The sequence below is a fragment of the Shouchella oshimensis genome (assembly GCF_004375095.1).
GTDB lineage: Bacteria > Bacillota > Bacilli > Bacillales > Bacillaceae_D > Shouchella > Shouchella oshimensis.
In genome coordinates, this window is sequence record NZ_SNUX01000002.1 from 138,362 (window position 1) to 152,854 (window position 14,493).

Sequence of the window (14,493 nt, forward strand, 5' to 3'; positions counted from 1 at the left end):
CATAAGAAGAGGTGCTACAGCTGTAACTGCAGTACCTCTTCTACGTCTGCTACCAGAAGAATGAAGGAGTCGATGTCTTCTAAAAGCACGCCATATTCGTCTAATCGTTTTTTAACATTGCTTAGCGAAATCCCAAATGAGTGTGGTATTGAGGTGAGAAGTAAATCGTTCATGGTAATGGTGACGTTCATAGCATTGGGATCAAACGCATCTCGCTCTTGTTTTTTGAAGGGGGCATGAATTGAAATAGTGACAGTATCTTGTTCGTAGTCAAGTAAGTTCAGGCTTTTTACAGGAATGACAAACCAAATTGGTACTTCTTTGCCATCATAATAATCATAGTAGACAGTATAGGTCATCACACAGCATCCTTTATCACTTTATTTTCTACTTATATTACTCTTTTTCCGATTGACAGTCCTGTGTTTCATTAGCGTTTTAAACGGGAAAGGAAAATCGAGGTGACGAGATGGGTGAATTGGTAATCATCAAATACTGTGGTTTTTGCGATGCGCCGCTACGAAAAAATGGGCGTTGCAAAAGTTGTGGGCGAGATCGTGGTCAGTTTTTACATAGAAAAACGTAGAGCGTCGTATTAGCGGCAGCTCTTTTTTTATGGACAGAACATAAAAAAGAATGAAGTGGCAAAAACTAAAGCATATTTCTAAAAAGGAGTCTTTCTTATGATGAAGAAGCGAATGGCTGCCGTCGTGTTCCTATTAACATTGTTCGGCATTTGTTTAACTGATAGTGAACAGGCTTATGCTCAAATTGTTCCAATTCCCACCTTGCAAGATGAGTTTCCTGGGTCTGTATTCGCGCATGGAGATCGAGAAAGTAAGAGAATTGCGTTAACGTTCGACGATGGTCCTGACCCTCGTTTTTCTGGACAGGTATTAGACAAGCTTGAGCAGTACGATGTTCCTGCAACGTTTTTTGTGTTGGGCATGCGAGCGAATGAAGACCCTGATTTGCTTAGTCGAATTCAAGCGGGAGGGCATGAAATTGCCAATCATACTTACTCGCACCCGAATTTAACAGATAAGAGTGTGGCTGAGCTTGAGCAGGAAATCAATCAAACAAACGATGCGATTGAAAGTATAACAGGGAATACACCGAAGTTATTTCGTCCTCCCTATGGATTTATTACAAGGGAACAAGCGGAGCGTCTGGTCACTTTAGGCTATTCTATTATTGGGTGGGATGTAGATACACTTGATTGGTCCGGGATTCCTGCAAGCGAAGTGACGGATACAGTGCTACAGGATACGCAAGCTGGTAGTATTATTTTAATGCATGATGGTGGAGATGTTGATACAGCGAATCCGGAAATTTACTCAGCTGATGCTCTTGATGCCATCATCCCAACATTGCAAGAGCAAGGATATACATTTGTGACCGTTTCTGAATTAATAGGGCAGTAAGAAAAACCACGTTGTACGAGCGCAACGTGGTTTTTAGTTTATTGGTAAGTAGATGAAAGATAACAAAGATGGGGAATCAAAAACAACCGGCTCTTTGAAGAACCGGTTGTTTTGGCAAACGTATCAACGCTTGCGTGGGGTGCACGAGTTATTTTACGTAAGCCGCTCCAATGATAATTAAAAGAATGAATAAAACAACGATTAGCGCGAATCCGCCACCGTAACTGCCGCCACCGCCACAAGCACCGCCTACTGGTCCGTAGCCGTAACCTTCGTAGCCGCCGTAACCTCCGCCGTAGTAACCCATGTGTGTACACCACCTTTGTGTTAGGATACTATACCCTATGCGAAAATTGTTTTTTGGCGACAAAACTGGGCGGCGATTTTACGATTGTATAAGGATAAAGAAAGTAGCCTATACTAGCAAAGGAATTGATTAAAAAAAATATAAAAAAACAGTTGCACAGAGAGAATCCATTTGTTATTATATAACTTGTCAGTAAGCGGCCCGTTGGTCAAGCGGTTAAGACACCGCCCTTTCACGGCGGTAACACGGGTTCGAATCCCGTACGGGTCATTGTGAATTTTTTAGTTTACAAACGACTTACTGAGGGTATAATCTATAGGTCTGGTGGCAATAGCAAAGAGGTCACACCCGTTCCCATGCCGAACACGGTCGTTAAGCTCTTTTGCGCCGATGGTAGTTGGGGGCTTCCCCCTGTGAGAGTAGGACGTTGCCAGGCTTACATAGTTTTATAAATTGGTGAATAGAAGCAGATAAGTTGCTTACTTGCAGTCAAATTTGGAGGATTAGCTCAGCTGGGAGAGCACCTGCCTTACAAGCAGGGGGTCGGCGGTTCGATCCCGTCATCCTCCACCATACTTTCCATATGTGGAGGGGTAGCGAAGTGGCTAAACGCGGCGGACTGTAAATCCGCTCCCTCCGGGTTCGGCGGTTCGAATCCGTCCCCCTCCACCATTTTCTATGATTGGGCTATAGCCAAGCGGTAAGGCAACGGATTTTGATTCCGTCATTCCCTGGTTCGATCCCAGGTAGCCCAGCCATCGAGCCATTAGCTCAGTTGGTAGAGCATCTGACTTTTAATCAGAGGGTCGAAGGTTCGAATCCTTCATGGCTCATCCTAAAACGACTTGTATAAGTCGTTTTTTGTTAAGGGGCCTTAGCTCAGCTGGGAGAGCGCCTGCTTTGCACGCAGGAGGTCAGCGGTTCGATCCCGCTAGGCTCCATTTTCATAAAGAAAAGCGACCAGCATACTGGTCGCTTTTTTGTTTATAATAGGTTCAATCATTTAATCACAAGGCGTATTGGAAAGGTTTTCGTATTGATTGAGTAGGCTATCAAGTTTCCGACTCAATTGTAGCATATGTGGTGAATTTAGTGAGTACGTTAATGCGGAATCATTTAGTTCCATTCGTACGTCTTCTATTGAACGCGATAATGGATCAACAAGGTGCACATTTGACATAGCCATACCTCCCTTTCTTATATTAAGAAACAATTCGGTACTAAAATAGAAAAATCCTTCCAAATTTAAGAAAAAAGTTAATTTTTCTGTTATTATAAAAAACGAAACTTTATTCTAGAGTGTTCCGTAAGTTAAATGTAGGTAGGGGATGTCATGGATTCGTTAACAAAGCGCTTAATTTCGGAAATAAAACAGGGTGATGACCAAGCATTCGCAGAATTAGTTGACCTTTACAAGGACAAAGTCTATCAAGTGGCCTATCGAATGGTCGGTCATCCTCAAGAAGCGCAGGACGTTGCACAAGAAGCATTTTTAAGAGTATATACAAATTTAGAGAAGTATGATGTGAATCGAAAGTTTTCTACTTGGCTTTTCAGGATTGCTACGAATGTAGCGATCGATCGATTAAGAAAGCGAAAACCAGACTTTTATTTACAGGACAAGGTTAAAGGAACAGAAGACATTACGTATGAATCTCAGCTGGCAGTAACCGATGATTTACCAGAGGATCAAGTTGTCCAATTCGAATTACAAGATTGGATTCAAGCAGAAATTAATCATTTACCACCTAAATATCGTACAGCTATTATATTAAAGTACTTAGAAGATTTATCTTTAAAGGAAATTAGCGACATTATGGATTTACCAGTCGCAACTGTAAAAACAAGAATTCATCGAGGGCGTGAAGCGTTACGTAAACGCATGCGCCATGTTTAAATAAGGAGGAGTGGCACATATTATGGATTGTCATTCTTACAATGAACTGATACACATTTATCTAGACGGCGATGCAACACCTGAACAAAAAGCGGAGTTGTATGCCCATATGGATGTGTGTCCAGAATGTAAAGCACATGTAAACGAGCTGAAAAAAGCTATTGCCTTTATTCAAAGCTCGTCTCACATAGAAGCGCCTGCTGATTTCACGACAAGTGTCATGAATCAAATACCTAAAAAGAAAAAGCGCGTTCCTAAAGTGAAACGGTTATTTAAAAAGCACCCGATTCTTGTTGCTGCTGCCGTGTTTTTCTTAATGATGTCAACGGCTGTGTTCTCGACTTGGACTCAAAACGACAGTATTGTTGTTTCGGGGAATGGGCCGTTTGTTATTGATAAAGTAAATGGTGTCGTCACTGTTCCAGAAGGTGCTGTAATTGATGGGGATCTTATGGTCAGAAACGGTACGCTACAGTTAGATGGTGAAGTGCGTGGAGACATACTGTTATTAAACAGTTCTTTTGATAAAGATTCGCTTTATGCATCGCCTAACCAAGTGACAGGGGATATTGAAGAAGTTGATCAGTTCCTACACTGGATTTGGTTCAATACAAAGGATTTCTTTACCGATGTTTTTTCTTTCTTCAACGATAATGGTTCAAAAGAGTCATTGTAGGGAAAAATAAAAGAACATGGAGTTTCTGTGTAAAACGGGAACTCCATTAGTTTTTTATAAAACTAATGGTATAATGATAACGTTTGACACTATGCCGTTTAGTTTCGTAAAGATTTGTCAAAGGTGTAAAGAAGAGTTTGTTTATGTGGAGGGGCGGATATGTTTTCTGCTAATCTTGAAAATTTTCCCTGGCTCGTATATATCGGACAAATTGTCGATATTTTACTTGTTACATACGTTGTCTATAAATTAATTATGATTATACGTGGCACCCGCGCCGTTCAATTGGTTAAAGGGATTGTTGCCATTTTTATTGTGTGGTTCATTAGTAATTTTTTAGGTTTGAGTACATTAGAGTTTATTACGAGGCAGACGGCGACGTTTGGTTTGTTAGCGATTATTATTATTTTTCAACCAGAACTTCGTAGAGGTCTTGAGCAACTTGGTCGGAGTCGACTGTTTAATAGTCGGTCGGCCCAAAAGGATGATGCGCTTAAACCCACTATTGAAGCGCTTGTAAAAGCAACGGTCTATATGGGGAAGCGTAGAATTGGTGCACTCATTTCCATTGAGCGTGAGACTGGGTTAAATGATTATGCTGAAACCGGTATACCGCTAAACGCCCATGTATCATCGGAGCTATTAATTAACTTGTTTATTCCCAATACGCCTCTGCATGATGGAGCCATTGTATTAAAAAATGACAAGATTCTTGCTGCAGGTTGTTATTTGCCGTTATCTGAGGATAGCTCGATTTCGAAAGAACTAGGTACGAGGCACAGAGCAGCGCTTGGCGTGAGCGAAGTAACCGATGCTTTAACGATTATCGTATCAGAGGAGACAGGTGCCATTTCAATATCGAAGCGAGGTACGCTTTATCGAGATTTAACAAAGGAACAATTGCAAGATTTGTTAGAGCAAAATTTATTAAAGCCTTCAACAGCTACCGACAATCGTTGGCAGTGGGGAGGTAAAAAAGATGGATAAAATGCTAAATAGTATTTGGTTTGTGAGAATATTAGCGTTTTTTATTGCCTTGATGCTGTTTTTTATGGTGAATCAAAATACGATTGGGTCGCCATCCTTATTACCGGATGCCCCAAATGCGCCTTATGTATTAGAAGATGAACCGCTAGTAGTCATATACGATGAAGAGCGTTTTGAGCTCGTTGAGGAACCTGGAACTGTGGATGTAGAACTTCGGGGTTCTCAAGTTTCATTATCGCTTTTCCAAATTACAAGTAATCGATCAACTGAAGTTTTTGTGGATGCATCTGAAATAGAAGAAGAGGGAAGGCATCAACTTGCCGTAAGTCATCGAAATTTCCCAAGTGATTTGTCTGTTACGGTTGAACCGCAAGTCGTTTCCATTACATTAAGGGAGCGGCAAACGGCTTCGTTTCCAGTCGAAGTCCAGTTAGAAAATGAAGATGATATTGGTGAAGACCGCTCTCTAGGGACGCCAATTGTTAGTCCTCTGAATGTGAATGTCACCGCCAATCGAGAAACCATTCAGGCAATAGAAGATGTGCTCGTATATGTGGATTTAACTGATGCAACTGAATCGATAGAAGACGAATACCCTGTTCATTTTTATAATGAAAATGGTCACCAGCTAGATGTCCAATCAGAACCGCAGTTCGTTACGGTAACCGTTCCTTTAACGAGCCCTAATAAGCTCGTCCCCATCAAAATCATTCGAGAAGGAGAGCTGCCTGATGGGTTGAGTTTTGAGGATGTGACCGTATATCCAAATGAAGTAACAGTCTATGGTTCATCTGATGACATTGAGGCAGTTGATTTTGTTGAGAGTGAGCCAATTGATTTAAATGAACTGAATGAAAGCGGAGAATTAACGATTGCTTTAGAGGTACCTGACGATGTAGAGAGAATTGACCCTGAAGAAGTGACGGTAGCGTTTACGTTAGCGGAAGAAGAAGAGATGGCGTTTGAGTCCCTTCCAATCGTTATCACAGGAAATGATTCGAATGTTACTTTCGACACAGAAGCAGAGACGACTGTTAATGTGACAGCCTTTGGTTCTCAATCTAGACTTGAGGAGTTAATGGAGAATGATATCCGAGTAAGTGTGGATGCGTCAGGTTCTTATGAAGGGGAACAAACCCTTCCTTTAAGTGTTACAGGTCCATCCTATATCCGCTTTGAGCTAGATAACGATGAAACCGTGTTGCGCTTTAATGAATAGTGTGTAACAGTGTGTAGAAGAAGGAGCGATACAATGGGTAAATATTTTGGAACAGACGGCGTACGAGGTGTAGCGAATACAGAATTAACACCTGAGCTAGCATTTAAGCTTGGCCGCGCTGGAGGATATGTCTTAACAAAAAAAGCAACGCAACCAAAAGTATTAATTGGTAGAGATACACGGATTTCTGGAGAAATGCTGGAAGCTGCCTTAGTATCGGGTTTAGTTTCCATCGGTGTGGAAGTGATGCGTATTGGTGTGATATCAACACCAGGAGTAGCGTTTCTAACGAAGCAACTGAGTGCAACAGCGGGTGTGATGATTTCTGCTTCTCACAATCCAGTTGAAGACAATGGAATTAAATTCTTTGGATCAGATGGATTCAAGCTTTTAGATGCACAGGAAGAAGAAATTGAGGCACTTATCGATAGTGAAGATACAATGCCAAGACCAATTGGAGCGGCATTGGGACAGATTAATGATTACTTTGAAGGTGCCCAGAAATATATGCAATTCTTAAAACAAACCGTCCAGGGGGATTTTGAAGGCATTCATGTCGCGATTGACTGTGCAAATGGATCGGCTTCATCTTTGGCGACGCACGTCCTAGCTGATTTAGAAGCTGATATTTCTTCAATGGGGGCATCTCCTGATGGAACAAATATTAACAACTGCTGTGGCTCAACCCATCCAGAAGAATTGGCAAAGCTCGTTGTGGAAAAGCAAGCGGATATTGGGCTCGCTTTTGATGGTGACGCGGATCGATTAATTGCAGTTGATGAAAAGGGAACGATCGTTGATGGCGATCAAATTATGTTCATCGTTGCGAAGCATTTTAGTGAGCAAGGAAAATTAAACAATAATACGGTTGTTGCAACTGTTATGAGTAATCTCGGTTTTCATAAAGGGTTAGAAGCGAGAGGTATTCAAACCAAGCAAACGGCTGTAGGTGATCGTTACGTTATGGAAGAGATGCGTAAAGGGAACTATAACTTAGGCGGCGAACAGTCCGGCCACATTATCTTTCTTGAGCACAACACAACAGGAGATGGCTTGTTATCAGGTGTCCAGCTCATTCAAATTATGAAGCAAACAGGCAAACCGTTATCCGAGCTTGCTGGAGAGATGGAAACGTTTCCTCAATGTCTCATTAACGTGCGCGTAACAGATCGTGATGCGGTAAAAGAAAATGAGCGGGTAAAAGAAATCATAGCTGAAGTAGAAGCTGAAATGGACGGAGAAGGGCGTGTACTCGTTCGTCCGTCTGGTACAGAGCCTCTTGTGCGGGTTATGGTGGAAGCGAAAACCGATGAATTGTGCGAGAACTATGTGAATCGCATTGTCGATGTAGTAAAAGAAGAACTTGGTGAGTAAAGAAAAGATAAAGAGCATTCTCTGAAATACAGAGGATGCTCTTTTTTAAATAAAAACGGCTTAATCGTAGATCAGGCTAGTCACAGTGGTTTCTGTACCTGCCATTAGCTCCGGTAATAGGTGTTCTTATGCGACACAGTCGTTAGGCATCGTCCCATAGTGAAGTAGAAAGCGTGAAAGGGCATCAATTCATGTCATCAGCGCCTTTACTGTTATGATTATAGCAATCCTAAAGCACCTTTTGAAGACACACGCATAAAGTAAAATTGTGAAGAACCATTGAACATAATTGACGACGGTTCTTTCATCCTTTATGATGAATCTTGTATGGTTGGATAAGACTCATACAAAAAGCGCCAGGACTGACATGAGGTCAGTTGACGAGGAGAGGGCTAATCGATAATCGGCGGGTTCCCTCCGGCTGCGTGTGACAGCCGTAAGCTTTTGTAAAAAACAGTAAGGTGACTTAGTGTACAAAAACAAAAGCCGCACACACATACAAAAACAAAGAGTGGGGGTAAGTCTGCCCCTGCGGTGATTTACTCCCACGTCGGGAGGATATTTACTATGTGTGGAATTGTTGGTTACATCGGAAATGAAGATGCAAAAGAGATCTTGTTGAACGGACTCGAAAAGCTGGAGTATCGTGGTTATGACTCGGCTGGTATTGCAGTTCGTACAGAAGACGGCATGCATGTCTTTAAAGAAAAAGGACGGATTGCGACATTGCGTGACGCTGTTGATATGGATGTTGAGACGACTGTTGGGATTGGTCACACACGTTGGGCGACCCATGGTGTACCAAGTCAGTTAAATGCCCATCCTCATCAAAGCTCTACTGAACGCTTTACCCTGGTTCACAATGGTGTCATTGAGAACTATCAACAAATGAAGCGTGAGTATCTTCAAGATGTACAGTTACAAAGTGACACGGACACGGAAGTAATTGTTCAGTTCATTGAACAGCTTTCTAAAGATGGCTTAACAACAGAAGCTGCAGTAAGTAAAGCACTCTCTATGATGAAGGGTTCTTATGCGATTGCGCTTCTTGATAAAGAAGAGCCAGAGACTATTTTTGTAGGAAAAAATAAAAGCCCTCTGCTTATTGGTGTTGGAGACGGTGTAAACGTTATTGCATCTGATGCTATGGCGATGCTAAATGTGACCGATCAGTTTGTTGAAATTATGGATGAAGAGCTTGTGCTTGTTAAGCGTGATAGCATTGAAATTAAGACTCTTTCTGGAGAAGTTCAAAGCCGTAAACCTTATACAGCAGAGCTAGATGCAAGCGACATCGAAAAAGGCACGTACGATCATTTTATGTTAAAAGAAATTGACGAGCAGCCTATTGTGATTCGTAACATTATCCAAAAATATCAACATGAAGATGGTTCTACACGTTTAGATGCAGATATCCGTGCAGCGATGCAACAGGCAGATCGTATCTACGTCATTGCGGCAGGAACAAGCTACCACGCTGGTCTAGTCGGAAAGCAATTGCTTGAGCAAGTGGCGAATAAGCCTACAGAAGTGCATATTGCAAGTGAATTTTTGTACAATATGCCGTTATTATCTCAAAATCCACTCTTTGTGTTTATTTCTCAAAGTGGTGAAACAGCAGACTCTCGCGGTGTGCTTGTAGATGTGAAGAAAAAAGGGCACCGTACGTTAACGATTACGAACGTGCCAGGCTCAACGCTATCGCGAGAAGCCGACTTCACGCTTCACACATTTGCAGGACCAGAAATTGCTGTCGCATCAACAAAAGCTTATACAGCGCAAATGGCTGTTCTAACACTTCTTGCTGTAGACACTGCATATGCAGCAGGTCGTACGCTTGATTTTGATCCTATTCAAGAACTTGGAATAGCGGCAAACGCGATGGAAGCTCTTTGTAACCAAAAAGACGAGTTCGAAAAAATCGCCCGTGATTATTTATCTGTGACGCGTAATGCTTTCTTTATCGGACGTGCGTCTGATTATTACGTAGCACTAGAAGGTGCGTTAAAGCTTAAGGAAATCTCCTATATCCAAGCAGAAGGCTTTGCTGGTGGAGAGCTTAAGCATGGTACGATTGCGTTAATTGAAGATGGAACACCGGTTATTGCTCTTGCCACAAATGAGCATGTAAATTTAAGTATCCGTGGAAATGTACAGGAAGTGGTTAGCCGAGGCGCTGCTGCTGTAATCATTTCAATGGAAGGACTTGACCAAGAAGGTGATGCAGTCGTGTTACCACGTGTGCATGAGAGCATTGCACCTCTGGTATCCGTTATACCAACACAATTGATTGCGTACTATGCAGCGTTGCACAGAGGGTGTGACGTGGATAAGCCAAGAAACTTAGCGAAAAGTGTTACAGTTGAATAGGATTGCATGTGTGAACCCCTTTAGATACGATGGTCTAAAGGGGTTTTTCGTTATCATGGATTAAGTGAACATTCAAATATACGTAAAGTGGTGTTTTAACAATAATGAATGAAAGCGGTTATTTAAGCGTTGAAGAAGATGTTGACCCACTATTAAATCCTTACACAGTAGCTGCCTCATTAAAGTGTGGTCTCTTTCATTATAAGGTTAAACGTGGGATGAGGTTAAATTTTCGTAATTAGATTAAGACTATAGTAAACTTTATGTAAGCTAGAATAGAGGAAGGGGGACGTTGCGTTGCAGGAAGTGAATACTCATTACCAATCTCATGATTCGCTTATTGAAGTATCGAATAAGTTGTTTAAATGTTTGACAGAGCAGCTAAATGTCAATACAGCGTATATTGCCAAGAAAGAGCCGGGCTACATGGATGTTGTGAACGCCTATAATAAAGATAGGGAAATCGTTACAAATGATATGTCGGTTGAATACAAAGAGTCGAATTGTAAGTATGTGTTAGAAAATGAAGCGGGTATTCAATACTTTACTAATCTAATGTCAAATGTAAAAACAGCGGAAAGACCGATAACAGAAAAATTACAGGTAAAAGCGTTTTTAGGTGTTTCGATATACGGATCGTCAGGTAAACCATTTGGTACGCTATGCGTAATGGATGAAGAAGAACGTCATTTTACCAGCGAAGACGTAACGTATATACGCACCATTGCAGATGTCCTGTCATTTATTATTGAACTTGATGAAACGCACGAAGATATTGATTTATTGAGCGTACCAATTATTCCTATCTCAGCAGACATTGCCATCCTTGCGTTGCAAGGAAAAGTTAGTCCATCTAGAGCTGTGAAAATTATGGAAGATACAATGGGCTATGCTGTCGCTGAGCAAATAAAAACTATTATTATCGATATTTCGGAAATTGTTGTGAAAGGCGATGAATTTATTGATCACTTAAATCGTCTTGTAGCAGCTTTAAATCTGATGGGGGTATCTGTCATGCTATCAGGCGTACCCATTCATTTAGCGGCGAACGAAGCGATTTCTAACGCATTGTCTACGTTAGATCTTCAATATGTGAAGAGCATTGAAGATGCACTAGGTTTGCTTGGTTATGCGCTATCTGAACAGTAAGATTGAAGAAAAGCAAGTTTTTAGGAAAGGCTTGCTTTTCTACTTTTACTAGAGAGTGAATGAATTCTTAATACCATTTATAAAATAGTTACTGAATGTTATCTATGCCCTTTACACTAAATAACAAAATGCCGTAATACTCATTAGAGGGTTTGTTAAGGAAGATAAAGAAGTTGACGACTACTCCTTTCGATTTTGGAAACAGTTCCCTTTTTGTTAATTATGAGAAAAAAGAAAGTGATCGTTCAATCTTGCATAAAATGTTGTAAGAACTGCGAAACGTATTTAGTGTCCCAAATGTCGTGTGATAAGATTATGAATCTAGATTGAAAATTACTGTCTAGCGTTAGGGGACTTGAAAATTAATGGATTCTCGTCAAAAGAAAAGAAAAGTAAATCGTAAAAGAAGAGTATTAAAAATAACATTACTCATATCTACAGTATTGCTACTAGCATTAGGTGCTGGTTTTTGGTTTATCTATAGTCAAGTAAGCAACACGGCTTCTAACTCTTATGAACAATTAGAACGAGGCGATAAGTCGAATTTAAGAGTCGAGCCTGTTGATGTAGGAAAAGACAATTTTTCAATGTTGTTGCTCGGTAGTGACTATCGCGAAGGGGACGACTTTGAGCGGACAGACACATTAATGGTGGCAACGTTTAATAAATCAGATCGTTCGATTATTCTAACGAGTATCCCGCGTGATACGTATACAGAAATTATTGGTTATCATGGTGGTGGGATTTACGATAAGATTAACCATGCCCACGCCTTTGGTGGAATGAGCATGGCGGTGGATACAGTTGAGAACCTATTAGATATTCCAATCGATCATTATGCGTTAATTCGTTTTGATGGGTTTGTTGACGTGATAGATGCCCTTGGTGGTGTGGAAGTAGACGTTACCTATGAGTTTGATTTTAAAGAAGCGTCGACAAACGCAGATTATTCCTTTACAAAAGGGCCAACACAAATGGATGGTTCAAAGGCATTAGCTTATGCGAGAGAGCGTAAATCCGTTGAAGGTGGCGGTGACAAAGGAAGAGGAATTCGTCAACAACAAATCATTGAATCTGTTATTAATGAATCAACATCTCTATCCAATATAACGAATTTTGATGATGTGCTTGAAGCAGTAGGTCATAACCTTAGAATGGATTTAACAATGGGAAACATTGTCTCGTTAAGCGGTTATGCAGGATCAATTAATGATATTGAAAGCATGCAGCTGCAAACGGAAGGATTTCGTCAAGCCAATGCGCAAGGACAAAGCATTTGGTATGAACGAATTGATCCGACGAGTTTACAAGAAATTCAAACAACATTAAAGGATCATCTTGAAATTGACGACACGCTTCAAGCTGATTCAACGACGCAATAAAGAAGCAGGTGTAATCTGCTTCTTTTTTCATGATTATCGAAAATGGAGGGCTAGGATGAGGAAGTTAGAGTTCAAACCTTATTGTAAGGATTGGAAACAACAATATGAAAGTGAAAAGAAAAAAATCGAGAATGTATTAGGCGATCGTATCTTGGCCATCCATCATATTGGCAGTACGTCTATACCTGGGATGTTCGCTAAACCGACGATTGATTTACTAGTAGAGGTAAAGTCTATTCAATCGATCGGTGAAGAGTTGTGTATTCTCGGCTATAAATCACTGGGGGAAAACGGTATAAAGGGAAGGAGATTCTTTCTTAAAAGCGAAGAAGGTAAAAGGACTCATCATGTACATATCTTTGAAAACGCTTCAGATGAAGTTCAAGGACACTTATCATTTAGAGATTATCTTATTGCTCATAAGGAAGAGGCGGTTCGCTATGCGGTGGTAAAGAAAGAGTCAGTGGCATTGGGGTTAAGTGTTGAGGAATATCAAAGAAAGAAAGCACCTCTTGTAGAAGAATGGACAAAACAAGCATTGAGATGGGTAGAATCTCGTGAAAATTGAAACAAAAGTAGACGATTGCACGTAAATAGCGTAATGACAGTCACAACGTGTTGGAGGCATACATAATGAAGAAAAAGTGGACGATGGTAACAGTAGCTGCTTTAAGTTTTCTGGCGGCTTGTAATGGAGTCGATGATGAGAATGAGGCAACCCAAACAGATGAAAATGACGAGGCGGTTGAAACAGCAGGCGTAACAGACGGAAACGGCGGCTTTTTATGGAAAATCGAACATGAAGATACAGATGTTTATTTACAAGGAACGATACATGTAGGTCGTGAAGATTTTTATCCCCTTAATGAGCAAACAGAAGCGGCTTATGAAGAGGCGGATGTGGTCTTACCAGAAGTGGACTTAGTTGATGTGGACCAGAATGAAGTTGAGACAATGATGACGGGTCTATCCTTATTGGAAGAAGGTCAAACCTTGGATGAACTGATCTCAGATGAAGCATTTGAGAAGCTTGAGGCCATTTTTGCTGAATATGGTATGCCAGTTGAGCTCGTTCAGGGGTTTGAGCCATGGTTCGTTGAGAATATGTTGCTGACCTTTTCGATTGCTGATAGTGATGTGGATGAAGGAGCTGGTGTAGACGACTATTTTCTAAGACGAGCTGTTGATGATGGAAAAGAAATTAGAGAACTTGAGAGCATCGAATCGCAATTTAATGTCCTGTCAGGGTTTTCGATGGAGACCCAAGTGCAATTATTAGAACATAGACTTCAGAACATGGATGAAGCAGGTGAAGAGCTTGAAACTATGGCTGATAATTGGGTTAAAGGAGACATTGAAGGATTAATAGAGACTTGGGAAGATCTAGAGGATTCTAACATAGATGACGAGTATGCTTATGAGTTAAATGAAGTCCGCAATTACGATATGGCCAACACGATTTCTGATATTCTCCAAGAAAACAGTGGCCAAACGTACTTTGTCATTGTAGGTTCTTTGCATTTAGTAGCCGAGCCGAGTATCGTATCCATTCTGGAAGATGAAGGGTACACAGTTGAGTTTGTTTATTAGCTAAAACCTTTTTTCAAAAGGAATGTCAGGTGCAGGCACCTCATATGAATAAGCAAAACCAGTATTATGCTTCCCTTGAGTAGAGATTCTCTAGCCGTTTTGCCTATAAAAGAAGGGG

The 14,493-nt window shown here is 41.0% G+C and carries 14 protein-coding genes, 6 tRNA genes and 1 rRNA gene; 18 read left to right on the forward strand and 3 right to left on the reverse strand.

The window, feature by feature from the left end; genetic code table 11:
- Positions 1 to 14 precede the first annotated feature (14 nt).
- Positions 15 to 359 (reverse strand): hypothetical protein, encoded by a 345-nt coding sequence (locus tag E2L03_RS06810; RefSeq protein WP_134258795.1) that lies wholly within the window; start codon positions 357 to 359, stop codon positions 15 to 17.
- A 324-nt stretch (positions 360 to 683) separates the two neighbouring features.
- Between E2L03_RS06810 and E2L03_RS06815 the strand changes: the two genes are divergently transcribed.
- The gene (locus tag E2L03_RS06815) at positions 684 to 1,424 is read left to right on the forward strand and encodes a polysaccharide deacetylase family protein (RefSeq protein WP_241741833.1); all 741 of its coding nucleotides are present in this window, start codon (positions 684 to 686) and stop codon (positions 1,422 to 1,424) included.
- Between the two features lie 148 nt (positions 1,425 to 1,572).
- Here the strand turns inward: E2L03_RS06815 and E2L03_RS06820 are convergent, their stop codons facing one another.
- Positions 1,573 to 1,731, reverse strand: a complete 159-nt coding sequence (locus E2L03_RS06820) for a YjcZ family sporulation protein (protein WP_078440272.1) — start codon at positions 1,729 to 1,731, stop codon at positions 1,573 to 1,575.
- Between the two features lie 198 nt (positions 1,732 to 1,929).
- Between E2L03_RS06820 and E2L03_RS06825 the strand changes: the two genes are divergently transcribed.
- The 7 genes from E2L03_RS06825 to E2L03_RS06855 all read left to right on the forward strand — a co-directional run bounded on the left by E2L03_RS06825 (position 1,930) and on the right by E2L03_RS06855 (position 2,672).
- A tRNA-Glu gene (locus E2L03_RS06825) sits at positions 1,930 to 2,001 on the forward strand.
- Positions 2,002 to 2,051: 50 nt separating this feature from the next.
- Positions 2,052 to 2,167: ribosomal RNA gene (gene rrf, locus E2L03_RS06830) — 5S ribosomal RNA — on the forward strand.
- Between the two features lie 61 nt (positions 2,168 to 2,228).
- Positions 2,229 to 2,304, forward strand: a tRNA-Val gene (locus tag E2L03_RS06835).
- A 14-nt stretch (positions 2,305 to 2,318) separates the two neighbouring features.
- Positions 2,319 to 2,403 (forward strand) — tRNA-Tyr (locus tag E2L03_RS06840).
- Between the two features lie 11 nt (positions 2,404 to 2,414).
- A tRNA-Gln gene (locus E2L03_RS06845) sits at positions 2,415 to 2,489 on the forward strand.
- A gap of 2 nt (positions 2,490 to 2,491) precedes the next feature.
- Positions 2,492 to 2,564 (forward strand) — tRNA-Lys (locus tag E2L03_RS06850).
- Between the two features lie 35 nt (positions 2,565 to 2,599).
- Positions 2,600 to 2,672 (forward strand) — tRNA-Ala (locus tag E2L03_RS06855).
- Between the two features lie 62 nt (positions 2,673 to 2,734).
- On the opposite strand, the gene E2L03_RS06860 is transcribed toward E2L03_RS06855, so the two are convergent.
- Positions 2,735 to 2,911, reverse strand: coding sequence for an aspartyl-phosphate phosphatase Spo0E family protein (locus E2L03_RS06860; protein WP_134258796.1), 177 nt, complete (start codon positions 2,909 to 2,911; stop codon positions 2,735 to 2,737).
- Positions 2,912 to 3,064: 153 nt separating this feature from the next.
- On the opposite strand from E2L03_RS06860, the gene sigW reads away from it, so the two are divergent.
- From sigW to E2L03_RS06910, 10 genes are all read left to right on the forward strand, one after another.
- Positions 3,065 to 3,628, forward strand: coding sequence for an RNA polymerase sigma factor SigW (gene sigW / locus E2L03_RS06865; protein WP_134258797.1), 564 nt, complete (start codon positions 3,065 to 3,067; stop codon positions 3,626 to 3,628).
- Between the two features lie 10 nt (positions 3,629 to 3,638).
- Positions 3,639 to 4,304 (forward strand): zf-HC2 domain-containing protein, encoded by a 666-nt coding sequence (locus tag E2L03_RS06870; protein WP_243839508.1) that lies wholly within the window; start codon positions 3,639 to 3,641, stop codon positions 4,302 to 4,304.
- Positions 4,305 to 4,463: 159 nt separating this feature from the next.
- Positions 4,464 to 5,291, forward strand: a complete 828-nt coding sequence (gene cdaA, locus E2L03_RS06875) for a diadenylate cyclase CdaA (RefSeq protein WP_035394450.1) — start codon at positions 4,464 to 4,466, stop codon at positions 5,289 to 5,291.
- Positions 5,284 to 6,510: a CdaR family protein gene (locus E2L03_RS06880; RefSeq protein WP_134258798.1), complete on the forward strand. Its 1,227-nt coding sequence runs from the start codon at positions 5,284 to 5,286 to the stop codon at positions 6,508 to 6,510. Before cdaA ends, E2L03_RS06880 begins: the two co-directional genes overlap by 8 nt.
- Before the next feature lie 33 nt (positions 6,511 to 6,543).
- Positions 6,544 to 7,884, forward strand: a complete 1,341-nt coding sequence (gene glmM, locus E2L03_RS06885; RefSeq protein ID WP_055736613.1) for a phosphoglucosamine mutase — start codon at positions 6,544 to 6,546, stop codon at positions 7,882 to 7,884.
- Positions 7,885 to 8,451: 567 nt separating this feature from the next.
- Complete coding sequence (gene glmS, locus E2L03_RS06890; protein WP_038475982.1) at positions 8,452 to 10,254, forward strand: glutamine--fructose-6-phosphate transaminase (isomerizing); 1,803 nt, start codon at positions 8,452 to 8,454, stop codon at positions 10,252 to 10,254.
- 306 nt (positions 10,255 to 10,560) lie between these two features.
- Positions 10,561 to 11,403, forward strand: a complete 843-nt coding sequence (locus E2L03_RS06895) for a GAF domain-containing protein (RefSeq protein ID WP_367613687.1) — start codon at positions 10,561 to 10,563, stop codon at positions 11,401 to 11,403.
- Between the two features lie 365 nt (positions 11,404 to 11,768).
- Positions 11,769 to 12,785: an LCP family glycopolymer transferase gene (locus tag E2L03_RS06900; protein WP_038475991.1), complete on the forward strand. Its 1,017-nt coding sequence runs from the start codon at positions 11,769 to 11,771 to the stop codon at positions 12,783 to 12,785.
- Positions 12,786 to 12,840: 55 nt separating this feature from the next.
- Positions 12,841 to 13,353 (forward strand): GrpB family protein, encoded by a 513-nt coding sequence (locus tag E2L03_RS06905; protein ID WP_134258799.1) that lies wholly within the window; start codon positions 12,841 to 12,843, stop codon positions 13,351 to 13,353.
- A gap of 65 nt (positions 13,354 to 13,418) precedes the next feature.
- Positions 13,419 to 14,375, forward strand: coding sequence for a TraB/GumN family protein (locus E2L03_RS06910; RefSeq protein WP_134258800.1), 957 nt, complete (start codon positions 13,419 to 13,421; stop codon positions 14,373 to 14,375).
- Positions 14,376 to 14,493: the final 118 nt, after the last annotated feature.